Genomic DNA, 21,752 nt, shown 5'->3' on the forward strand with positions numbered 1-21,752 from the left:
GCGGTGGCGAAGCTGCAGCGCGTCAGTGGCGGCAGCGTAGGAGCCGGTACCGAGAAATTGAAGGCGGTGACATTCTCGTTACTTGTCGGTAACATATACGCCGACATTAGGGGGCTCGCACATGCTCTACGGTGCGCGAACGTCACTCCGGCGGGATGCGAGGCGAAATCGTGAAGCCATCGTCGAAGCCGCGAGCCAGGTGCTGTGCGGGCGAGATGCCGTCAGCCTCATGCCCGAGATCGCGCGCCGCGCGGGCGTCGCCCTGGCGACCCTGTACCGGCACTTCCCCGACCGGCAGGTACTGACCGCCGCCGTCATCGGCCACCAGCTGCACCGGCTGGAGGAGGCCGCCGCCGCGAGCACCGAGCGTCCCGACGCGTTCCGCTCGCTGCTGCGCACAGTTCTGCACCGGCTGATCGAAATGCGGTCGCTGGTGGTGTTCGCGGAGGGGTTGGAGTCCGGCGCCCGCCGGCGGTACGAGCGCCGCATGGTCACGGCCTTCACCCAGCCGCTGCGGCGGGCGCAGGACCTCGGTTACGTACGCCGCGACCTGGTCCCCGGCGACCTGCTGCTGCTCTTCGCGATGGTGCGGGGCATCGCGGGCGCGGGCGAGGACACGGCGGCCGCCCGCGCCGCCGCCGACCGCTCGATCGACCTCATGCTCGACGGCGTCTTCCGGGGCCGCCACGCGCCCTGACGGTGGAGCCGGCGGCCGCGCTGGCGCAGGCGCAGTTCGACAACCCTTCCGACGACGTGCGCCGGATCATCCGCGGGGACGAGGACGCAGCCGGGCGGCCGACCGGCACGCCGCGCTCCTGACGCGGACGCGCACGGTCGGCTCACGGAGCGGCGCGGGGCACCTTCGGCTCGCTGTTCAGCTCCTGCATCTGCTGCGAGAGGTGACTCTGCAGCGCGTTCTGGTAGCTCTGCGCGAGCTGGCCCAGCCGTTCGATCTCGTCGAGCAGCGCGGCCCGCTTGGCCCCCAGGCTGTTCATCGCCTCGGTGTGATTGCGGCGGGCCTCGCCCTCGATGGTGCCGGCCCGCATCTGGGCTTCGCCGGTGATCTGCTCGGCCTTGCCCTGGGCGTCGGTCAGCAGCGACTCCGACTCCTGCTGGGCGTCACGCAGGTGGTCGTCGGCCGTACGCTGCGCCATCATCAGCACCCGCGCGTTGCGGTCGTCGTCGCCGGACGCGGCCGGGGCGGCCACGGGCGCGTTGCGAGCCTGCTCCAGCTGCGCCTGCACACTGCGGGCGTTCTGCTCGGCGCGGGCACGCGCCTCCTGCAGCCGCTCCAGCTTCGCCGCGATCTCGGCGAACTCGCCGTCGAGCACCACGGTGGAAGCGGCCTGACCGGGACCGCCCGGCCCGCGGCGCTGGACCTGGTTGTGGAGCGCCCCGTTCTCCTCCAGCAGCCGGATGAGCTCCTGCTCGACCTCGTCGAGGAACGCGTCGACCTCTTCCTCGTCGTATCCCCGTTTCCCGATGGGCGGCTTCTTGAAGGCCATGTTGTGGACGTCGGCCGGAGTCAGCGGCATCGCGCTCCCTTGAGAGATGTCGGCGGCGGTGTCGGGGGTCGATCCTATGCCGCCGCGCAAAGTCACTCGCGTGCGCGGAGGGCCTTCCGGCGGGTCCAGGTGAAGTAGCCCGACAGAACGACATAGAGCGCCACGAAGTGATTCCGCAAGTGGAGGGGGTCCACTACCGTGGTCGGCCATGAGCACCGCGCCCGAGCAGCCGCCCTGGATCCAGTGGCCGGTCCGGGTCCTCGCCGTCGTGGTCGTGCTCCCGATCCGGGTCGCGTGGGAGCTGCTGAAGGTCGTCGGCGGGTTCCTCGAACGCTACGTCGGGCGTCCGCTCGCCCGGCTGTGGCGCCGGCTCGTCGTCGTGCCGCTGAACCGGCTGGCGCATCGGCTGGTCGTCGTGCCGCTGCGGTGGCTGGCGCGGTGGGTGTGGGCCCATCGGGCGTTTCTCGTCCGGCCGCTCGTGTTCCTGGTGCGTTACCTGGTCGTCGTACCCGTGGCGTGGTTCTTCACCGTGACCGGGCCGGTGTGGGCGGCGCTGGGGCGAGGCCTGACGTGGACGCTCGAGGCGCTGGTCGCCGTGCTCAGCGCGATCGGGCGGGTGGCGTACCGATGGGTCCTGCTGCCCGGATGGCTCGGCGCCGGCCGGGTGCTGCGACAGCTGTACCGATGGGTGTTGCGGCCGATCGGGCTGGCGATCGCCTGGGGGTGGCGGTGGACGGTCGTCCCCGCGTGGCGGGTGGTCGCCGGCGCCGGGCGGTGGGTGCGCGACGCCGTCGTACGCCCGAGCGCGGGCATGGCGCGGGCAGTGCTGGTCTCGGTCGGACTGCGCCGCTGAGGCGGATCAGGGTCCGGGGGCCGGTCCCGGGCCCAGCCGCCGCTCGACGGTGACCAGGGTGCCGGCCGGGGTCGAGGTGACGCGGACCTCGCCGTACGCGTTCATCAGCAGCGCACCGCGCCCGCGGTCCATCGGGGCAGGACGGCCGCGCCAGGTGCCGTAGTCCTGGATGCTGACCCGGATCACATCGTCCGCCACCTGCAGCCGTACGTCGACCTGGGGACGGGCCGGTTGCTGGGCGTGCTCCACCGCGTTGTTGACCGCCTCCGTGGCGGCCAGTTGCAGGTCGTCGAGGAGGTCCGGGGTCACCTGGCCGGCGAGGGCCGCGCGCAGGTCACGGCGCATCCCGGCGGAGGCGGTCGGTAGCAGCGGATAGGTCCACGCCCGATCGAGGGCCGCCGGCGGAGCCGGGGCCGCGGCCGGCCGTTCCGGCGGCAGGCGGTGCAGCGCCAGCGCGGCGACATCGTCGGCGGGCGGGCCGCCGTCCCCGGCGAGGGCGGCGTCGAGCAGGTCGGCGGAGGCCACGCCGCGGTGACTGCGGTCGGTGCACCGGGCGAGCAGCCGCGCGATCCCCGCGTCGAACGGCTGCCCGCGATCGGCCACGAGGCCGTCGGTGAACAGGAGCAGGTGGGCGCCCGGCGGGAGGTTCAGCCGGTTGCCGGCGTACGAGGCGGTCCCGAGGCCCAGCGGCGGGCCGCTCGCGCCGGTCAGCCAGGTCGCGGGCTCGCCGGGGCGGCAGGTGACCGGCGCCGGGTGGCCCGCCGTCGCCCAGGTCAGCTCGCCGGTGCCCGGGCTCAGCCGGGCCAGCAGCACGGTCGCGAAGGACGGGGTGCGCAACCGGGACACCATGGTCACCAGCCGGGCCAGGATGCGTTCGGGGGTGGGGTCCTGCGCGGCGTACGCGCGTACGGCGCTGCGCAGGCGGCCGGCGGTCACCGCGGCATCCGGCCCCTCCCCGGCCACGTCGCCGACGGCCAGGAGCAGGTCTCCCCCGTCCACGGCGACGGCGTCGTACCAGTCGCCGCACACAGTGCCCGGCGCCGGCCGGTACCGGGCGGCGAGGTCCCAGCCGGGTACGGCGGGCAGGCTCTCCGGCAGCAGGTTGTGCTGCATCGTGATCGCGATCTGCCGCCCGTCGCCGAGCTCCCACCGGCTCTCGCCGAGGGCCGCCAGCATCGCCGCGACCGGTTCGAGCAACGCCTCAGCGTCGCCGGGCTCGGCCGGCGCGTCGAGCAGGACCGTGAGGGTGCCGATCTCGCTGCCGTCGCGGGCGCGGATCGCCGTACGGACGAGGCCGCGGCCGTCCTTGCCGGGCAGCGCCGTGGTGCTGAACGTCAGCGGTGGCCGGTCCGGTCCGCCGCTCAGTACTGTGCTGGCGCGCACTCCGCCCACCAGCGCGCAGGCCTGCTCGGTCGCGGCGCGGACGGCGTCCTCGAGCACCCGTCCGGACGCGATCACGGTGGTGGTCGCAGCCGCCGCGGACCCGTGCCGGGCGGACCCGGTCCGGAGCCGGTCGCGCTCCAGGACGCTGCGGACCCGGGCGACGAGCTGGGCGGCGGTGAACGGTTTCACGACGTAGTCGTCCGCGCCCGCGTCCAGGCCCTCCACGCCGGCCTCGTCCCCGGCGCGGGCGGAGAGCATGACCACGGGCAGCGTGCGGGTCGCCTCGTCCTGGCGGAGCGCCCGGACCAGCGCGAAGCCGTCCAGCCGGGGCATCATCACGTCGGTCAGCAGCAGGCTCGGGCGGCGGCGCCGGATCGAGTCGAGCGCCGCCTGGCCGTCGCCCACGGCCTCCACCTGCCAGTTCTCGGCCGTCAGCAGCCGGGTCAGGTACGCGCGCATGTCGCCGTTGTCGTCGGCGACCAGAATCACCAGCTCGTCCGGATCGTTCGGCTCGTCGGGCTCGTCCGGGGCCGTACCCGGCTCGGGCAGCCAGCCCGACGCCTCCTCGGCCAGGGCGCGGGCCCGGGCACCCGTGGCGGCCGTGCCGGGGACGGCGCCGGCCGGGGTCACGGCCGTCCACGGCAGAGCCACGGTGACGGTCGTGCCGCTGCCCGGCGAGCTGGTCACGGCGACGTCACCGCCGAGCAGCCGGGTGAGCTCGCGCACCAGCGCCAGCCCCACGCCGCTGCCCTCGTGGCTGCGGGCCTGCGCACCCTGGACCCGGTGGAACCGGTCGAACAGGTGCGGCAGCTCCGCGGCCGCGATGCCGATGCCACTGTCCGTCACGTGCAGCCGGATCATTTCGTCATCGCTGTCCAGCGCCACCCGGATCGTGCCGACGAAGGTGAACTTCAGGGCGTTGGAGATCAGGTTCGTGACGATGGTCTCCCAGTTGGCCGGGTCGACGGCGGTCGGGCGCGGCAGCGGCGGGCAGTCGACCACCAGGCGCAGCGAGGCGCGCTCGACGGCGGCGCGGAAGACGCCGGCGAGCTCGGCCGTCAGCCGGGCGAGGTCCACCTGGCGCGGGGTGTTGCCGGCCCGCCCCGCCTCCAGGCTAGAGAAGGTCATCAGGTTGTTGACCAGGGTGAGCAGGCGGGTGGCGTTGCGGCGGGCGGTATCGACGCGGTCGCGCTGGCGCTCGCCGAGCGGCTCCGCGCGGTCCGCGAGGGCGTCGGTCAGCGGCCCGAGCATCAGCGTCAGCGGGGTCCGGAACTCGTGACTGACGTCGGTGAAGAACGCGGTCTTGACCCGGTCGAGCTCGGCGAGCGTCTCCGCGCGGCGCCGTTCCTCCTCGTACGCCAGGGAGTTGCGCACCGCCACCGACACCTGCTGGGCGAGCAGCTCGAAGAAGGAGCGGTAGGCGTCGTCGAGGGCCCGGCTGGGGCTGATCCCGGCGAGCAGCACCCCGAGCGGCTGGGCCTGGTCGGCCGACGGCAACGGGACGGCGACCGTATCGCGTACGGGCAGCGCCCAGGGCCCGCCCGCGACCTCCAGCGAGCCCGGCGTGTCCAGCCGTACGGTGTCCGGCGGCGCTTCGTCCAGCACCTGCGGCAGGAGGGCGGTCACGTCCCGGCCGGCGGCATCGACGCCGGCGCCGGCCGCCCGGCGCAGCACGCCGCCGTCGCGCAGATAGATCCCGGCGAACGGCACGTCGAGCGGGTGTTCCGCGATGGCCGCCGCCAGGCGCCGGCAGGTCTCGCCGGCGCCGCCGCTCTGGCCGCCGCGCACCGGCAGGTCACGCAGCAGGCGCAACCGCCGTTCCCCCACGACCTGCTCGGTCACCTCGCTGCACACGGTCAGCACGCCGACGGTACGCCCGGAGTCGTCCCGCGCGGGCGCATGCGAGACGCTGAAGTACGCCTCCTCGCGGTACCCGGCCCGTTCCAGCATCAGCCGCAGGGCGGGCACCCAGCTCGCCACCCCGGTCGCCATGGCCTCGGCGATCAGCGGTTCCAGCACGTCCCAGCCGGCCTCGAGGGTCACGCGTACGTCGCCGCCGAGAGCGGCGGGGTGCTGGTCCCCGATCAGCGCGGAGTACGCGTCGTTGTACAGCTGGGTGTACTCGGGTCCCCAGAGGAGCAGCATCGGATAGCGCGACGACAGCACGATGCGTACCGCTGACCGCAGACTCTGCGGCCATCCGGTCACCGGCCCCAGCGGCGTACGGGACCAGTCGATCCGAGCCATGAGTTCGCCGGTGCCCCCGCCTTCCGCGAACACGTCATCCGGCGCCATCGGTGCCCGTCATTTCGCCATCACGTCTCCCCCGCGCCCGCCGGCGATGCACTGCCCAACCGCTGTGCATTACCCGACGCCCCGGGACACCAATCCCGCCGCGGCCGGCGGTCGGTCACACCGTGGCGAGCGCCTGGGTGGGTGTCAGCCGGGAGGCGCGTACTGAGGGGTAAACGCCGGCGATCACCCCGACCGCCACCGCGCCGCCGACGCCGGCCAGCAGCGCCGGTGCCGGCACCACGACCGGCCATCCGTGGTACGCCGCGTACGCCACCGTCGTCACCAGGCCGAGCACCGTGCCGGCCACTCCGCCGAGCGTCGCCAGGGCCACCGCCTCGGTGAGGAACTGGGCGCGGATCTGCCCCCGGTTGGCGCCCAGCGCCCGCCGCAGGCCGATCTCGGCCCGGCGCTCCAGCACCGAGATGACCATGGTGTTGGCCACGCCGATGCCGCCGACCAGCAGCGCGACCGCCGCCAGGGCGAGCAGCAGCGACGAGAAGGTGTTCTCGCTCGCCCGTTTCGCGGCGAGGGCGTCCGACGGGCGGGTCACCGTGACCTGTCCCGGGCGCTCCGGGTGGATCGTGGCGGGCAGCACGGCGCGGACCGCCTCCAGCCGGTCCTCCTGCGCCTGGAGGTAGATCACGGTCGGATGGCCGTCGAAGCGCAACCGGCTGCGGGCCGCCTCCCAGCCGACCAGCACCGACCGGTCGATGTCGGGCGACAGCGGCGTGGGCGCGAGGATGCCGACCACCGTGAACCACTGGTCGCCGATCATCACCTGCGGCGGGGAGCCGCCGGCCGGCACCTGCGCGAAGCCCAGCCGGGACGCCGCCACCGAGCCGAGGACGACGGTCGGGAACCTGCCGGTGACGGCGGTGAGCCAGTGGCCGTAGCGGATCCGCGCGTTGATCGCCTGGGGCAGGTCGAGGCGGGCGGCCAGCACGGTCAGCCCGGAACCGTCGTGCGGATCCGTACGGTCGGAGCGGCGTACCAGGGTATGGGTGTTGGCGACCGCGCTCGCCACCGTGACCGGGCCGATGCGTTGGACCATCGCGACCGACTCCTCGGGCAGCAGCGCCGGCGGATCCTGGTCCGGCAGCGGCATGGCCTGCAGCACGTTGGTGCCGAGCGCGGAGAGGTCGCGCATGAGCGCCGCCTGGCTGGAGGCCGGAATGGCGGTGACCACGATCATCGTCGCGATGCCGATGGAGATCCCGAGCGCCGACAGCGCCGCTCGCACCTTGCGGGTACGCAGGCCGACGAGTCCCAGGTTCAGCACGTCGAGGGGGGCGAGCCGGACCGGGCGGATCACCGGGCGCTCACCGCCGCCGACCCCCGGGCGCTGTCGGCGACGAGCCGGCCGTCGCGGATCTCGATGCGGCGCGGCAAGGACGCGGCGATGTCCCGGTCGTGGGTGATCAGCGCGATGGTGGTCCCCTCCTCGTGCAGGCGGTGCAGCAGCCCGAGGACCGCGTGCCCGGTGGCGGTGTCCAGGGCCCCGGTGGGCTCGTCGGCGAGGACCAGGGCCGGCCGGTTGACCAGCGCCCGGGCGATCGCGACCCGCTGGCGTTCACCGCCGGAGAGCTCGTGCGGCCGGTGCCCGGCCCGGTGCGCCAGCCCGACCCGGGCCAGTGCCTCGGCGGCCAGCGCTCGGCGGTCCCGCCGGGGCACCCCGGCGTAGAGCAGGCCGGTGGCCACGTTCTCCGCGGCGGTGAGGCCGTCGGTGAGGTGGAACTGCTGGAAGACGAAGCCGAGCAGGCGCCCGCGCAGCGCCGACAGCCGGCGGTCGGGCAGCCGGGCGGTGTCGTTCCCGCCGATGTGCACCGACCCGGTGCTGGGCCGGTCGAGGGTGCCCATGAGGTGCAGCAGCGTGGACTTGCCCGACCCGGACGGGCCGACGATGGCGAGCAGCTCCCCCGCCGTGATCTCGATGGAGACCCCGGCGAGCGCCGCGACCCCGCCCGGGTAGACCTTCCCCACGTCGCGCAGGGACAGGACCGCGGTCATGAGGTGGTCACTACCGCTGTGCCCTCGGTGAGGCCGGCCCCGCTGATCTCGACCATGCCCTTGGCGAACATGCCGGTCTCGACCGCGACCAGCCCGCCGCCGCGCACCTGGACCGCGTATCCGCCCTCGCTGAGCGCCAGCAGGGCCCCGACCGGCGCCACGAGGACGTCCTTGTGGGTCTCCGCCACGAAGTTCACCTCGACGTCGGCGGAGTCCAGGCGGGCGATCGTCTTCGGGTCGTCGACGGCAACGGTCACGGTCAGCTTCGGCGGCTCGTCGCCGCTCTGCCCCTCCTCGGCCTTGAGCGAGGTGCCCACGGCGGTGATCTTCCCCGGCACCGTGCGGTCGCCGGGCAGGGCGACGGTCACGCGGTCGCCGCGCTCGATCGACCCCGCCTCGCCGGCGTCGGCCGGCACGGTGATCACCTTGGCCGTGGGGGTGACCGCCATCAGCGGTCCGCCGGCCGGCGCGCCGAGCTGCACGGCGACGGAATCGACGCGGACCGCGCCGGTGAGGACGGCGACGTCGCCCACCGCCATCCGGCCGGTCACGGGCAGTCCCCCGTCGGCCTGCCACCGCTTGATCGCCCTGATGAGCCCGGAGGTGAGGACGTCCTCGCCCTTGTGCACCGTGATCCACGTCGTGACGGTGAGCGGTTTCGGCGGCTTGGGCGACGCGACCGGCGCGGGGGCCGGGCGGGTCCGGGCCACTTTCTCCCCCGTCGCCGGCTGGCGGCCGGTCGAATAGCCCAGGGCGCGGAGATTGGCGGCCACGATCCGGACGTCGCGGCCGACGGTGTTGCGCTCCGAGAGGGTACGGAACAACGGCATGGCCCCGTAGAACAGCGGCACCGGCTGGTCGTTCACCCGCAGCAACTGCTCGCCGCGGCGGACGAAGGAACCGGGCTTCGGCAGCCACGTCACCGTGCCGTCCCGGTTGCCGGTCAGCGCTTGTGCGGTGCCGTAGCCCAGCGTGCCGGACAGCGACTCGGTCGCGGACATGTCCTGCCGCTTCAGGGCGGCGGTCCTCACCTCGATCGGCGCATCCGCCGGGCGCTCCGCGGCGTCGCCGCCGCGCAGCCGCCAGCCCGCGACGAGCACCGCGGCCAGGAGCACGACGACGGCGGCCCCGGACAGCAACCGGCCCCGGCGCCGGCGGGGCGGGGGCGCCGGGATGACCGGGATCAGCTCGGTCGGCGCCTCGGACTTCGCAACCATGCCGGCGATCCTGGCCATGGAATATCAGGATCCTGTCAGGTATCGCCTCTGCCATGGGAAACGCGAGCCCCGCACACCTATAGTCGCCGACGTGTGTGCCCACGTACTGGTCGCTGAGGACGACAGACGCCAGGCCGAGGTGCTGCGCCGCTATCTCGAGGCCGAGGGGCACGAGGCCACGGTGGTGCACGACGGCCGGAGCGCGCTCGAGCACGCCCGCCGGAATCCGCCGGACCTGCTCGTGCTCGACGTCATGATGCCGCAGCTCGACGGCCTGAACGTGTGCCGCATGCTGCGGCGCGACTCCGATCTGCTGGTCCTCATGCTGACCGCGCGCTCGACCGAGGACGACCTGCTGCTCGGGCTGGAGCTCGGCGCCGACGACTACCTGACGAAGCCGTACAGCCCCCGGGAGCTGATGGCCCGGGTCCGTACGCTGCTGCGCCGGGCACCCCGCTCCCAGCGGCCGGTCAGTGCCGTCCGGCGGATCGGCCCGCTGGGCGTCGACCCGGCCCGCCACGAGGTGTCCGCCGGCGGCGACCCGGTCGACTGCACCCCGGGCGAGTTCGCGATCCTCGCGGCGATGGCCGACCACCCCGGACGGGTCTTCACCCGCGCGCAGCTGCTTGAGCACACCCGTGGCATCGATCGCAGCTCCACCGAGCGCACCATCGACGTGCACGTGATGAACCTGCGCCGCAAGATCGAGGCGGACCCGCGCCGGCCGGCGCTGCTGCTGACCGTGTACGGCGTCGGCTACAAACTGACCGGCGGCGCGGAGTGAGCCCCCGCCACGGCGCCCGCCGGGTCCCGCTGCGCCGCAGCCTGATCACCCGGCTGCTGGCGACGTCGATCCTGGTGGCGGTCGCGGCGATCGTGGCGACCGCGTGGCTGGCCACCCAGACCACCACCCGGGCGATCCAGCAGGAGCAGGGCCGGTCCCTGGCCGACGACAAGAGCGTCTACGACGCCCTGGTCGGGTACGCCGCCACGCACCCCGACTGGTCCGGCGCCGACACGCTCATCGCCCAGCGCGCCGCGAAGACGGGCCGCCGCATCACCTTGATGACCGAGAACAGGCAGGTGATCACGGACTCGGCGCCGGGGCCCTCGCTGCGGACGGCGCGACCGTCGGCCACCGTCGACCCGCTGCACCTCGATCTGGCGCTCACCGGCGGCGACGAACGCATCGATCCGCGGGCCGTAGGGCCGTACATGCTGCCCCGCAAGGAGCGCGACCTGCTCCGCAAGGCCGCCACCGATGAGCTGTCCTGCATCCGCCGGACGGGCGTCGAGGGCGAGATCGTCGACGGTCCCAGCGGGCGCCCGTCGGTGCGCCTGCTCACCAGCGACCCGAAGGGCGCCCAAGCCTTCTGCCGGGTGTACGACGAACCCACCGCGACCGAACGCAAAGCCCTGGATGACCTGGCCCGGCGCACCGCACCCTGCCTCGGCCTGAGCTCGCCGCGCGGCATCGAGATCCGGCCCGACTTCACGGCGTTCCCGCTCCCGGTCCCCGAGAGCCGTACTCCGTTCGACAGCAAGACGCAGGACCGCGACCGGGACCGGATTCGAGGCTGCGTCGAGAAGGCGCGGCAGGCCCAGCTGGCCAAGTACGTGGCGCCGCCCGCGCTGCTGTTCGTGACGGATCCGGGCGACGACCAGTCCGGGCAGCCGATCTTCAGCCTCTCCCGCACCAACACGCTGCGGATCGCCCTGGTGACCGCCGCGGTGCTCAGCGTCGCCGTCCTGATCACCATCGTCGCCGGCCGGCGCCTCGTCGGACCGCTGCGGGCCCTCACCGAGGCGGCCGACCGGCCCGCCGACCAGCAGGCCCGGGTGCCGGTGGCCACCAACGACGAGATCGGCTACCTGGCCCGGGCGCTCAACGACCTCGCCGACCGCCGGGAGCGCTCGGAGAGCCTGCGCCGGGCGATGGTCAGCGACGTCGCCCACGAGCTGCGGACCCCGCTGACCAACATCCGCAGCTGGCTGGAGGCGGCCCAGGACGGCCTGACCCCGACCAATCCCGCGCTGCTCGAGCTGCTGCACGAGGAGGCGGTGCTGCTCCAGCACGTCATCGACGACCTCAGCGACCTCGCCGCGGCCGACGCCGGCAACCTGCGGGTGCACCCGGAGCAGGTGTACGTCCACGACATTTTGGCGCAGGTGGCGGAGGCTCACCGCAGCGCCGCCGAGACCGCGGGCGTGCAGCTGAGCTTCGACGTGGCCGCGGACCCGCAGGTGAACGCGGACCCCGTACGCCTGCGGCAGCTCGTCGGCAACCTGGTGTCGAACGGCATCCGCTACACCCCGGCCGGCGGCCGCGTGACGGTCAGCGCCGCCGTGCAGACCACCGGGCTGGTCATCGCCGTGCGCGACACCGGGATCGGCATCCCGCCGGAGGAACTGCCGAAGATCTTCGACCGGTTCTGGCGCTCGGACAGCTCCCGGACCCGGGCAACGGGCGGCAGCGGGCTCGGGCTGTCCATCGTGCGCAAGCTGGTGGAGGCGCACGGCGGAGAGATCACCGTGGCCAGCCGGCCGCGCACCGGCACGGTCTTCACGATCACGCTCCCGGCCGTGACCCCGGCACCGGCCACCGCCGAGGTCTAGCGGATCCGGGAGGGCACCAGCGACGAGGCCGCGAAACGCAGCAGCGGCCAGTAGATCCGCGTCGCGTCGGACACCGCGCTGAAATGCGAGGACGCGTTGTCCTCCAGGTACGTCGTGGCGATCGTGACCTGCTCCATGGGGTGACCGCACCGCGAGGCGTGCAGCAGGACATTCATCTCGTACTCGAAACGCTCGCCCGGCACCGCCCGCAGCCAGCCGAGCAGGCCGGCGGGGTAGCCGCGCAGCCCGGTCTGGGTGTCCTCGACCGGCCGGCCCGTGGCGGCGCGGAACAGCACCCTTGTGGCGGTGTTCCCCACCCGGCTGCGCAGCGGCATCCGCTCGAAGCTGCGGACACCCAGCACGGTGTGGCCGGCGGCCGCGGTGCGCTCGGCGACCCGCAGCACGTCCTCGACGCTGTGCTGGCCGTCGGCGTCGGCGCAGACCACGTCGTGTCCCGGGAAGGCACCGGCGATGTGGGCGAAGCCGGTCTTGAGCGCGACGCCTTTTCCACAGTTCACGGGTTGGCGCAGCACTGTGCAGCCCGCCCCGGCGGCGGCCGCCAGGACCTGGTCCGCCTCCGGGCCGCTGCCGTCGTCCACCACGACGATCGCGTCCACCCCGCCGGCCGCCCGCAGGCCTCCGGCGAGGGTGAGCAGGTGGTGTCCCGGCCGGTACACCGGCAGCAGCACGACGGTCATCTGCGTCCCCTCCTCCCCGCCGCCACGACGGGGACGCCGGTCCTATACCCGCCCGTCGAGGGCTGAACGCGTGTTCGTCACCTGTTCGAGCAGTTCCGCGGAGACCGGAGCGGCGGCGGGTGCCCGGCGGCGCAGCGCCCGCTCGGCACGGCGCAGCCACGCGACCATGCGTCGTTCCCGGCGTACCAGGGCGGCGTGGTCCCGTACTCCGAGCAGGCAGGTCCGGGACACGAGGTGGGCGAGCCGCTCGCCGCGCCGGGATCCGTCGTCGTCCCCGCCGCCTGCGGGCACGTCGACCAGGTCGGCGCCCCGCAGGCCGAGCACCTTGGCCGTCAGGTAGCGGATCCGCGGCAGGTGCCAGGCGTGGGACACCAGGCCCAGGGGCTCGCTCCCGGGCGGCAGCAGCCCCTCGGCCGCCACGTGCACGACGTTCTCGAGGGTGCTGCGGGACCGGGTCTCGGCGTGCAGGTCCGCGTACCGGTGGAGGCCGGCGGCGAGCGCCTCCCGGAGCATCAGGTCACCCTCGCGGCTCCCGGCGGGCGGTTCCGCCGCGCCCTCGGAGGCCTCGGCCCAGCCGCCGCTGAAGACGATCCGGGCCGGCCGGCCCTCGGCGGCGGCGCGGCGGAAGGCCTCACGGTGGCGGGCGACGTAGTCCGCGGCGGCGCGCACGCGCGCGGCGCTGCCCGGGGTGAGCACGTAGGCGCCGCCGCCGGAACGGGCGACGCCGCGCCCGAACACGAGCAGGACGGTGGCGGTCGGTGACCTCATGACTTTCCGACCGTACCCGCGCCGATACGGCTTCCGGATATTCAAGCTATCGGTATAACCTCCAGCGGTGATGTCAGCGCTTCGCGAGCACCCGCGGCGGATGCCGCTGCGGGCGTTCGTCCCGGTGCTGGCTATCGCGGGTGCCGTCGCGCTGACGGTGCTTCCCCTGCTGCGGCCCACCGACCCCTTCGACGCGGCGCTGCGCGTGACGGTGTGGCTGGCGGTCGTCGTCGCGGCGGTCGCCGGGGCCGGCAAACCGGCGGCGCTGTTCGGCGCGGTGGCGGCGCTGGTCGAGACCTGCGGAGCCCTGCTCGACTCCGGCGGGCCGGGCGACTCGTGGGCTCCCGTACCCGCCGTCGTGGTGGCCGCGGTCCTCCTCGCGAGCCGCAAGGCTCCGGGCCTGCGCCGGTTCGTCACCCGCCTGGTCCGCCGCCGGCGATGAGCCGTCGTGCCGTCACGGCAGGGCGAATCCGCCGGTGTCCAGGATCGTGCCGGGCAGGGTCAAAGCGGCGGCGGTCGCGCCCGGCGGATCGGCCTGGAGGCATCCCTGGGACCTGCCGACCAGCTTCAGCCCGGTCAGGTCACCGGCACCCCAGACGGCCTTCTTGTGGGTCATCGTCCCGTACATGATCTGCTTCGTGTCGTTGATCCCCGGGTGGCCCAGGCCGATGGCGTGCCCGATCTCGTGCATGAGCAGCTGACCGCGGGTGCCCTGCCAGCCGTACCGGGGGCCGGCGCCGAAGCCGCCGCTGAGCTTGATATTCGCGTTCAGCACGACCCCGGCCCAGTGGATCATGCCGGTCTCCTTGCCCTTCGCGGTGTAACCGGTGCTCCACGCCGGCCCACCCATCCCGGCGAGCTTGTTCTGCGCCAGCCACTCGCTCTGCTTGCCGGGATACACCCACGCGATCACGAGCTGGGTGTCCGAGGGATAGTCGGCGTTGTAACCCCGCTTGGCGCGCGGCACGGCCGAGGTGGTCCCGCGGTACACGAACCGCAGGCCGGTGGCGCTGCTGATCCGCCGGACGGCGCCCTTGACGTCGGTCAGCGCGCCCTTCGGCGCGCGGGTCGGGTTGAAGCGGTAGCCGATGACCGCGCACGGGTTCCAGCGGGGAGCCGGGTTGCCCATCGTCGCGTACGCCTTGCGGTTACCCGCGGCGGCCCTGGTGACCGGCACCGAAGCGGTGGCGGCGGTCGTGGTGGCCGGCGCCGAGGCCGAGGCGACTGCCGACGGTACGAAGCCGGACGACGGTGCCGGACCCGACGCTGAGGCCGGCGCCGAGGCGGCGGCGATGCACCCGGCGACGGCGAGGATCGTGGCGAGGCGGTGCCGGAGCATCAGTGCCCCTTCAGTGACACGGTGGAGCTGTATCCGCCCAGCACGGCCGAGGTGCTCGGCAGCCACACGCGGTACCGGCCGGCCCGCAGTCCGCTGAAGGACTGCTCCGGGACGGCGCGGAAGCTCCGCACGCCGACCCAGGTCCGGCCGTTCTCCCGCTGCACCAGCGCGACCTGGCCGGCGGCCCCGGTCACCCGCGCGGTCAGCTCGGAGCCGGCGCTCGCGGCCCGGATCTGCGCCTGTGGCGTGTACGTGTACGTCGCGGACGTGGCCGGGTTCACCGACGCGGACCCCGCCACCACGAGCCGTACCTGGAACCGGCGGGTCGCCGTCCGGGTGTGCCCGACCGTGCCCGTGGCCGAGGTGGTCGTGGGCGTGCAGACCAGGGCGGCACCGGTCTCGCCGGCGCAGACGGACACCGGTTGACCGGCCCAGGGCCGCTTCCCGGCGGTGACGGTGAAGACGGTCGTGACCGCCGTGCCGTACGGGACCGTCCGGGATCGGGCCGGCGACGAGATCACGACGGTGACCTTGGGAGCAGGGGTGGTCGGCGGGGCCGTGGGGGCCGTGGTCGGCGCGACGGTGGGCGGGGCCGTGGTCGGCGCCGTCGTGGGCGCGGTCGTGGGCGCGGTCGTGGGCGGGGCCTTGGTCGGCGCCGTCGTGGGGGCGGCCGTGGTCGGCGCCGTCGTCGGGGCAGCCGTGGTCGGCGCCGTCGTCGGCGCGGCCGTGGTCGGGGCGGTCGTGGTCGGGGCGGTCGTGGTCGGGGCGGTCGTCGGCAGGGCGACGGCGGCCAGCGCGGCCGCCGGGTTGATGCGGCCCCGGCCGTAGTCCGGGTCCCAGCCGGTCGCGCCGAGGTCGGTGGCCGTGTCCTTCAGGGCCTGCTCGACCTGGTCCGGCGTCAGGGTCGGAACGGCGGCCACCAGCAGCGCCGCCACCGCGGCGACGTGCGGCGACGCCATGGACGTGCCGCTGTAGTACGCGTAACTGCCCTTCGCCACCGGCACGGTGCTGAGGATGTTCCCCCCGGGCGCGGCGACGTCGACGTACGCACCCGCGTTGGAGAAGCTGCTGTACGCGTCCGTCGAGTCGGTCGAGGCGACGGCGATGACTCCCTCGTCGGCGGCCGGGTACAGGGTCGGGCTGCCGGACGTGCGGGCGTTGCCGGCGGCCGCGACCACGACGACTCCCTTGCTGCGGGCGTACCGGATCGCGTTGCTGACCGCCGCCACCTGCGAGCTGGAGCCGAGCGACATGTTGATCACGCGGGCGCCGTGGTCGGCGGCGTACACGATCCCGGTGGCCACGTCCGACATGGCGCCGGTGCCGCTGGCGTTCAGCGCGCGGATGGGCAGCACGCGCGAGTCCGGCGCGACCGCCGAGACGCCCGTGCCGTTGCCCGTCAGGGCGGCGATCGTGCCCGCGACGTGGGTGCCGTGGCCGTTCTCGTCGCTGCTGACCCCGCTCGTGCCGGCGACCAGGTCGATGCCGGGCAGGATCTGGCCGGCCAGGTCCGGATGGGTGGCCTCGACGCCGCTGTCGATCACGGCGACCGTCACCCCCGCGCCGGTGGAGCGCTGCCAGGCGGTCGTGACGCCCAGCTTGGCGAAGTCCCACTGCGAGCCGCGGTACTGGTCGGTGCCGGTCGGCGCGCCGAGGAGCCGGGCCGGCGCGTCCAGCTCGACGTCGACGGCACCCGGCGTCCGCTGTCCCGCGCGGATCAGCTGCTCGGCCGCGGCCCGGTCGGTGGCCCGCCGGGTGGCGACGACCGGCCGGCCGCTGCCGTCCAGGACGGTGGTGACGACGACGGCGGGTTCCGCGGCGCTGACCTCCGCCGGCAGCAGCGCCGCCGGGTCGGCGGTCAGGCCGGTGGTGACCGGGGTCCACGGCATGCCACCCCCGGCGTCCAGGAGGGTCCCGGCCACCGCGACCACCGCCGCCGAGCCGACGGCCGCGGCGGTGCACAGCGCCGCCACGGTACGTACGCCACCGGACAACCGAGCCTGGTGCACCGCCATCGGTCAGATCCCCCTCGCCGCCGGCGCAGCACCGGCGACCTCGGACATCGGCCGGACTTCGGTGGTGGTGAGAACTGCTGAGGTGCATTCAGGTTGCTGCGGCGATGAGCCAGGCGACCTCCGGGTGCACGATGTCGGAGTGGGCGCCGGAGAACGACGACTGCCCGGTGTCCGCGATGATCTGCGACGCGTCGACGGCGTAGAAGGTACCGGGGGCCAGCGCGTACGCGGACCCGGCCGGCAGCAGCGTGCGGGTCTGGGCCGGGGTGGCGCCCTGGAAGCCGTGCGCGCCCATCCCGCCCCACTGCATCGCCGGGTCCACGGCGGCGGCCGCGTCCTCGCGGGCGAGGAAGGACGCCTTCGGGTACCAGCGGCCGACCGCCCAGTCGTGCGGGCTGAAGGTGGCCGTCAGCGGGCCGTGCACCCGGTCGGCCACGGCGTGCAGGGCGCCCGCGGTGCCGAACGGCATGCCGCTGAGCGGGGTGAAGGCGTAGTGCGAGAACGCGCCTTGCACCAGGCACAGCGACGCGACCGGGCTCTGCGCCGCCGACCCGATGCCGGCCAGCGCGAAGGAGACCAGCCGGGCGCCGAAGCTGTGGCCGGCCAGGTGCACCCGGACCTGCGGCAGGCGCTGGTGCAGGCGGGCCAGCATCGGGCCGAGGCCGCGGCGCCCGATGTCACCGGCCCGCCCCTTCATCTCGAAGTACGACCCGACCCGGAGCGCGTCCTTCGCCCCTCTCCACACCTTGTCGAAGAGGTCGCCGAGCCCCTGCGCGTCGCCGTCCGCGGGCGCGCTGCCGAGGATGTCGGCGATCCGGGCGTACGCCACGCGTGGGTCGTCGGCGAGCAGCAGCGACCGTTCGCCCGAGTCCTCCGGGTCGAGGCGGTTCGCGGCGAAGACCGTACCCAGAAGGGAGTGGAATTCCTCGAGCCGGACCTGCTGGACAGCCGGCGGATCGGAGCCCACGCCCGCGGTGCCCTCGTCGACGAGCTCGCCCATCCGCGTCACGGCGGCCTGGCGGGCCAGCTCGAACGACGCGAGAAGGGTCTGCGCGACCTCCTTGCCGGACACCACCGCGTCGGCGGCGCCGGGCCGGTCCGCCTCCACCGCCGCACGCACCTGGGCGGCCGCCTCCGGGGGCGGGTCGGGGAACCACAGCGAGGGCCAGAAGACGCCCGCGAATCCGGCCGTCGGTGGCACCATGCCGGCGATGAGCGGGAAGAGCGAGTCGTAGAGGTGGCGGGCCCGCTGCTCACCCGTGCCCCAGCCGTGGCTGAAGACGAACAGGTCGGTGATCCCGCGGGCGGCGAGGTCGTCGAGGAACGTCGCCTCGGCCGGGGCGGTCAGCGTGCCGTTGCGGTCGTAGTGCAGTTCCCACTGGTTCATGGTCCAGTCCTTTCCGGCGCTCACGCGTCGGCGAGCATCCGCATCAGGTCCACCACACCGCTGCCCTGGGCGTAGCGTTCCCGGCCGAGGTCCGTCGCGGTCGCCATGAGCAACTGCTTCACCTCGCGGGGGCGCCCGATGAACTCGGGGCGGGCGGACAGGAAGGCGGCCAGCACACCGGAGACGTGCGGTGCCGCCATGGAGGTGCCGGACTGCTCCGCGTACGTGAGCAGCCGCTCCGGATCGTCGGCGGGCAGGTCGTCGAGGCCGGCCCGGGAGCGGACCAGCCCGGTGGCGGCGGAGGTGATCCACTCGCCGGGTGCGACGACGTCGGGCTTGAGGCGTCCGTCCAGGGTGGGCCCCTTGCCGGAGGTCCAGGAGACGCCGAAGGCGTGCGGCGCCTCGCGGTGGGTGGAGCCGACCGCGATGCACCGGTCGGCGTGCGCCGGCTCGGTGATCGTGCCGAGCAGCGCGGTGCTGTCCGCCCGGGATCCGACGCCACCGCCGCCGTTGCCGGAGGAGATGACCACCAGCGCACCGGCGTCGGCGAGCTGGTTGACCGCCCGCGACAGCGGCGACTGGCCGGCGGCGTAGTGCTCCGGATCCCAGGAGCAGCCCAGGCTGATGTTGACGCCGTGCACCCGCAGCACGGCCGGGTCGGCGTTCACCTCGGTCCGCAGATACTCCAGCGCCCGGATGACCGCGGCCGACGAGGTGACGAAAGTGCCGAGCTCGGTGCGCCGCAGCACCTTCAGGCTGACGAGCTCGCAGTCCGGCGCCATGCCGCACAGGGTCCCGACGCGCTGGCGCTGGACGTACCCGCCGTCCAGGGGTTCCTCAGACGCGGCGACGTGCGCGACCCGGCCCGGCGGGGTGCCGCCGGCGATGATCCCGGCGACGTGGGTGCCGTGACCTTGCGCGTCGGTGAGCGGCGACTCGGGGTCCGGCGCCGGGTCACCGGGCAGGCGGACCAGGGCGGTGAAGTCGCGGTGCAGGCCCGCGGTCTTTCCGGTACGCGGATCCGTGGCCAGCTCCAGCGCGGCGAAGTGCGGATGGCACGCGTCGATGCCGGAGTCGGCCACCGCCCAGACCACGCCCCGCCCCCGGGCGTTGTACGAGCGCCACGCCGCGTCTGCCTTGACCGTCGGCGCGGACCGGTCGATCTGCGGGTACAGCGGATAGTCCGGCCAGGCCTTGAAGACGATCACCGGCCGGTCCGCCGCGACCGCGGCCCGGCGGTCGGCGGTCATGATCTCGTGCAGCTGCGCGCGGGTGAGCACGCATTGGAAGAGCTTCGCCGTGACCTTCGACGGCTCCGGCGTGCGGTCGTCCCAGAGGTCGGCGAAGGCCTCGGTGACGACTTGCAGGCCACCGGGGTAGAGCACATTCAGTTCCAGCAGGACGGGCACCGGCTCGTCCGGCCCGTCGGCCGGCGACCGGTTCAGGTCGCCGATCAGCCGGGAGCGGTGACCGCCCTCCGCGAACGCCATGAGGCGGACGGTAAGCGCAGGTCAGAGCACTGGTGAACGGCTGGGTGCAGTTTCCGACAGCACGTATCACCCGATCGGTGGAGGGGCCGGAGCGCAATGCTCCGGCCCGTCCGTTTTCCGCTGCGATGCCGTTACGGCGCGGGGTACTCGTTGACGTAGACCGGCTGTCCGACCTTGGTGGTGTCGGCCGGGCCGCCCACGCCGTTGACGACGTGGTCGAGGACGCCGGCGCTGAGGTTCACCGTCATGATGTGGTGCAGCTTGACGCCCGGGCGGTCCGGGACCTCGAAGCCGTTCTCGGTGTGGATCGCGGGGTTGTTCTGGTTGAACACGTAGACGCCCGCGCCGTACAGGGTGTGGGTGCGGACCCGGTTGCCGACCTTGTAGCCGGCAAAGCCCTCGACCTTGCCGTTCATCCAGTCCGCCTGCGTCGGCGGGTCGTACGGCAGCTCGTTCTGGTAGAGGATCGTCGTGCCCTTGTCGCCGTTCCAGGTCGTGTTGTAGCGCTGGAAGTGCTCGACGAACAGGCCGGTCGCGGTGACGTTGTCGCCGTTGATGACCGCGCCCTGCCGGCCGATGTTGGTGTGCCAGCGCTGGGTGTCGCCGTTGACGCCCTCGGTGAAGCCCTCGACGCCGTGGTCGGCGCGCCACACCCAGGTGTGGTCGATGAGCACGTTGTCGCTGTTGACCTCGAGCGCGGTGTCGGCCTTGCCGATGTGCGGGCCGCCGACGCGGAAGTAGACGTCGGACAGGGTCGTCGGGTTGCTCGGCGAGCTGATCCCGATGCCGTGCTTGTCGCCGACGCGCAGCAGCGTCTTCGACTCCTTGGTGCCGGCGTCGATGGTGACGCCCGCGACGACCACGCCGGGCACGTCGGCCACGGACAGCGGCGTGGCGCCGTTCACGGCGGTCAGGGTCGCGTGACCGATGCCCAGCACCACCGAGTTGGGGCGCCACACGTTGATTCCCCGGTCGATGTTGTAGACGCCCGGGGTGAACAGGAGGTTCTTGCCGAGCGTGGCCGCGGCACTGATCTTCCACGCGGGGTCGGACGGCTTGGCGACGAAGAAGTCACTGAGCGGGATGGTCCGGCCCGCGGTGAGGTCCTCGTCCCACGAGGTGCCGCTGGTGCCCCGGTGCGCCGACGGCACCCGGACGTTGTACCTGCCCCTGGCGTCGACGAACAGGTACGGCTTCTCCCGGCTGACCGGCGTCTGCGCGACGGTCGTGTACGGCGGGTTCGGGAACGCCGAGTCGTCCGGGGCACCCTCGACGCCGGAGAAGACCTGGTTCCACACGCCGTTGGACCAGCTCTTGACCTTGCTGTTGCGGGTGATCCACTGCTGCTGCGAGCCGCTGACGACGTCGGGCATGTTCGAGTCGGCGATGAAGCCGCCGCTGGCGAACTGCGGACCGGCGGTGCAGTAGTCCATCAGCGACAGGTTGCCGCCCTTGATGTCGAGCCGGCGCAGCGAGACGGCCTGCGACACGGCCCAGAAGTTGGCCGAGGCGCGGCAGCCGTCCTGGCCGGCGCCGTTGACGTTGATGGTGAGGTTGGACAGGGTGCGCCAGAAGTTGACCAGCGCGAGGCAGTTGCTGGTGCCGCCGTTCTCGAGGCACCGGTTGTAGACCTCGACCTTGCCGTTGATGACGACGTCGGAGGGCGACGCGCCGAGCCCGGAGATCTCGGTGTAGTAGCCCACCTTGATCTGCAGCGGCTTCTCCGCGGTGCCGTACGTGCCGGGCTTGAAGAGGTAGGCGTACCGGTCGGTGCCCATCTCGTTGTCGACCTGCTTGGCGTGCGTGGCGTCGAGGGTCGCCTGGATCTGCTCGACCGGCATACCCGGGTCGAAGACGGTGACGTTGGGTCCGAGGCCCGGCACGGTGTTCCCGTACTGAGACGGTGCCGCGGAGGCGGACGTACCCGTCAGTGTTCCGGCGGTCGCCAGGAGGAGACCGACGGCGAGTAACCGGGCGAGGCGCCGGCGCCCGGAGGGGCGTGTCGACATGCTCAGGTGGTCCTTTCCGTAACAGGGCTGCAATGAACCAGGTCACAGAAAGCGATAGACGAGCCCGGATGTCAAGTGGTGGAGCGCTCTCTCCGTGCCGCATTCGGGGCCGCATGCGGACATCTCGCCCCGGTTCCGGAACCGGCAAGGCCGAAAGGATGATCAATATG

At 73.5% G+C, this 21,752-nt stretch carries 17 protein-coding genes; 5 read left to right on the forward strand and 12 right to left on the reverse strand.

Annotated elements, in window-relative coordinates:
* The first annotated feature begins 121 nt into the window (after window positions 1–121).
* Window positions 122–697 carry a helix-turn-helix domain-containing protein gene (locus AB0368_RS19710; RefSeq protein WP_366155333.1) on the forward strand — a complete coding sequence of 192 codons (576 nt, stop codon included), beginning with the start codon at window positions 122–124 and terminating at the stop codon, window positions 695–697.
* Between the two features lie 142 nt (window positions 698–839).
* Here the strand turns inward: AB0368_RS19710 and AB0368_RS19715 are convergent, their stop codons facing one another.
* Complete coding sequence (locus AB0368_RS19715) at window positions 840–1,535, reverse strand: DivIVA domain-containing protein (protein WP_366155334.1); 696 nt, start codon at window positions 1,533–1,535, stop codon at window positions 840–842.
* A 178-nt stretch (window positions 1,536–1,713) separates the two neighbouring features.
* On the opposite strand from AB0368_RS19715, the gene AB0368_RS19720 reads away from it, so the two are divergent.
* Window positions 1,714–2,358: a hypothetical protein gene (locus AB0368_RS19720; RefSeq protein ID WP_366155336.1), complete on the forward strand. Its 645-nt coding sequence runs from the start codon at window positions 1,714–1,716 to the stop codon at window positions 2,356–2,358.
* A 6-nt stretch (window positions 2,359–2,364) separates the two neighbouring features.
* Here the strand turns inward: AB0368_RS19720 and AB0368_RS19725 are convergent, their stop codons facing one another.
* From AB0368_RS19725 to AB0368_RS19740, 4 genes are all read right to left on the reverse strand, one after another.
* Window positions 2,365–6,036: a SpoIIE family protein phosphatase gene (locus AB0368_RS19725; RefSeq protein WP_366155337.1), complete on the reverse strand. Its 3,672-nt coding sequence runs from the start codon at window positions 6,034–6,036 to the stop codon at window positions 2,365–2,367.
* 115 nt (window positions 6,037–6,151) lie between these two features.
* Entirely contained in the window at window positions 6,152–7,348 is a 1,197-nt protein-coding gene (locus tag AB0368_RS19730) for an ABC transporter permease (protein ID WP_366155338.1), read from the reverse strand.
* Window positions 7,345–8,043: an ABC transporter ATP-binding protein gene (locus tag AB0368_RS19735; protein ID WP_366155339.1), complete on the reverse strand. Its 699-nt coding sequence runs from the start codon at window positions 8,041–8,043 to the stop codon at window positions 7,345–7,347. The genes AB0368_RS19730 and AB0368_RS19735 overlap by 4 nt, the downstream gene beginning before the upstream one ends.
* Window positions 8,040–9,260 (reverse strand): HlyD family secretion protein, encoded by a 1,221-nt coding sequence (locus AB0368_RS19740; RefSeq protein WP_366155340.1) that lies wholly within the window; start codon window positions 9,258–9,260, stop codon window positions 8,040–8,042. Before AB0368_RS19740 ends, AB0368_RS19735 begins: the two co-directional genes overlap by 4 nt.
* A 91-nt stretch (window positions 9,261–9,351) precedes the next feature.
* Here AB0368_RS19740 and AB0368_RS19745 point away from each other — a divergent pair, with 91 nt between their 5' ends.
* Window positions 9,352–10,044 (forward strand): response regulator transcription factor, encoded by a 693-nt coding sequence (locus tag AB0368_RS19745; RefSeq protein WP_366155341.1) that lies wholly within the window; start codon window positions 9,352–9,354, stop codon window positions 10,042–10,044.
* Window positions 10,041–11,876: a HAMP domain-containing sensor histidine kinase gene (locus AB0368_RS19750; protein WP_366155342.1), complete on the forward strand. Its 1,836-nt coding sequence runs from the start codon at window positions 10,041–10,043 to the stop codon at window positions 11,874–11,876. Before AB0368_RS19745 ends, AB0368_RS19750 begins: the two co-directional genes overlap by 4 nt.
* Here the strand turns inward: AB0368_RS19750 and AB0368_RS19755 are convergent.
* Both AB0368_RS19755 and AB0368_RS19760 read right to left on the reverse strand, forming a co-directional pair.
* On the reverse strand, window positions 11,873–12,574 hold the full coding sequence (locus AB0368_RS19755; RefSeq protein WP_366155343.1) for a glycosyltransferase family 2 protein: 702 nt from the start codon (window positions 12,572–12,574) through the stop codon (window positions 11,873–11,875). The two genes, AB0368_RS19750 and AB0368_RS19755, sit on opposite strands and share 4 nt — an antisense overlap.
* A 42-nt stretch (window positions 12,575–12,616) precedes the next feature.
* Entirely contained in the window at window positions 12,617–13,342 is a 726-nt protein-coding gene (locus tag AB0368_RS19760) for a YdcF family protein (RefSeq protein WP_366155344.1), read from the reverse strand.
* A 67-nt stretch (window positions 13,343–13,409) separates the two neighbouring features.
* Between AB0368_RS19760 and AB0368_RS19765 the strand changes: the two genes are divergently transcribed.
* Window positions 13,410–13,784, forward strand: a complete 375-nt coding sequence (locus AB0368_RS19765) for a hypothetical protein (RefSeq protein WP_366155345.1) — start codon at window positions 13,410–13,412, stop codon at window positions 13,782–13,784.
* Between the two features lie 12 nt (window positions 13,785–13,796).
* On the opposite strand, the gene AB0368_RS19770 is transcribed toward AB0368_RS19765, so the two are convergent.
* The 5 genes from AB0368_RS19770 to AB0368_RS19790 form a co-directional block, all read right to left on the reverse strand.
* On the reverse strand, window positions 13,797–14,681 hold the full coding sequence (locus AB0368_RS19770; protein ID WP_366155346.1) for a hypothetical protein: 885 nt from the start codon (window positions 14,679–14,681) through the stop codon (window positions 13,797–13,799).
* A complete protein-coding gene (locus AB0368_RS19775; RefSeq protein WP_366155347.1) occupies window positions 14,681–16,696 on the reverse strand; it encodes a S8 family serine peptidase in 2,016 nt (671 codons plus the stop codon). The genes AB0368_RS19770 and AB0368_RS19775 overlap by 1 nt, the downstream gene beginning before the upstream one ends.
* 88 nt (window positions 16,697–16,784) lie before the next feature.
* Window positions 16,785–18,083 (reverse strand): hypothetical protein, encoded by a 1,299-nt coding sequence (locus AB0368_RS19780; protein WP_366155348.1) that lies wholly within the window; start codon window positions 18,081–18,083, stop codon window positions 16,785–16,787.
* 20 nt (window positions 18,084–18,103) lie between these two features.
* Complete coding sequence (locus AB0368_RS19785) at window positions 18,104–19,573, reverse strand: S8 family peptidase (protein ID WP_366155349.1); 1,470 nt, start codon at window positions 19,571–19,573, stop codon at window positions 18,104–18,106.
* A 131-nt stretch (window positions 19,574–19,704) separates the two neighbouring features.
* Entirely contained in the window at window positions 19,705–21,582 is a 1,878-nt protein-coding gene (locus AB0368_RS19790; protein ID WP_366155350.1) for an adenylyl cyclase, read from the reverse strand.
* Window positions 21,583–21,752: the final 170 nt, after the last annotated feature.

The sequence above is a fragment of the Actinoplanes sp. NPDC051475 genome, from assembly GCF_040689425.1.
GTDB lineage: Bacteria > Actinomycetota > Actinomycetes > Mycobacteriales > Micromonosporaceae > Actinoplanes.

Bases quoted from the DNA above. Each gene is read 5' to 3' on its own strand.
- AB0368_RS19755 (WP_366155343.1), bottom strand. From the start codon at position 12,574: ATGACCGTCGTGCTGCTGCCGGTGTACCGGCCGGGACACCACCTGCTC.
- AB0368_RS19770 (WP_366155346.1), bottom strand. From the start codon at position 14,681: ATGCTCCGGCACCGCCTCGCCACGATCCTCGCCGTCGCCGGGTGCATC.
- AB0368_RS19775 (WP_366155347.1), bottom strand. From the start codon at position 16,696: ATGGCGGTGCACCAGGCTCGGTTGTCCGGTGGCGTACGTACCGTGGCG.
- AB0368_RS19780 (WP_366155348.1), bottom strand. From the start codon at position 18,083: ATGAACCAGTGGGAACTGCACTACGACCGCAACGGCACGCTGACCGCC.
- AB0368_RS19760 (WP_366155344.1), bottom strand. From the start codon at position 13,342: ATGAGGTCACCGACCGCCACCGTCCTGCTCGTGTTCGGGCGCGGCGTC.
- AB0368_RS19790 (WP_366155350.1), bottom strand. From the start codon at position 21,582: ATGTCGACACGCCCCTCCGGGCGCCGGCGCCTCGCCCGGTTACTCGCC.
- AB0368_RS19785 (WP_366155349.1), bottom strand. From the start codon at position 19,573: ATGGCGTTCGCGGAGGGCGGTCACCGCTCCCGGCTGATCGGCGACCTG.
- AB0368_RS19735 (WP_366155339.1), bottom strand. From the start codon at position 8,043: ATGACCGCGGTCCTGTCCCTGCGCGACGTGGGGAAGGTCTACCCGGGC.
- AB0368_RS19720 (WP_366155336.1), top strand. From the start codon at position 1,714: ATGAGCACCGCGCCCGAGCAGCCGCCCTGGATCCAGTGGCCGGTCCGG.
- AB0368_RS19725 (WP_366155337.1), bottom strand. From the start codon at position 6,036: ATGGCGCCGGATGACGTGTTCGCGGAAGGCGGGGGCACCGGCGAACTC.
- AB0368_RS19715 (WP_366155334.1), bottom strand. From the start codon at position 1,535: ATGCCGCTGACTCCGGCCGACGTCCACAACATGGCCTTCAAGAAGCCG.
- AB0368_RS19710 (WP_366155333.1), top strand. From the start codon at position 122: ATGCTCTACGGTGCGCGAACGTCACTCCGGCGGGATGCGAGGCGAAAT.
- AB0368_RS19740 (WP_366155340.1), bottom strand. From the start codon at position 9,260: ATGGTTGCGAAGTCCGAGGCGCCGACCGAGCTGATCCCGGTCATCCCG.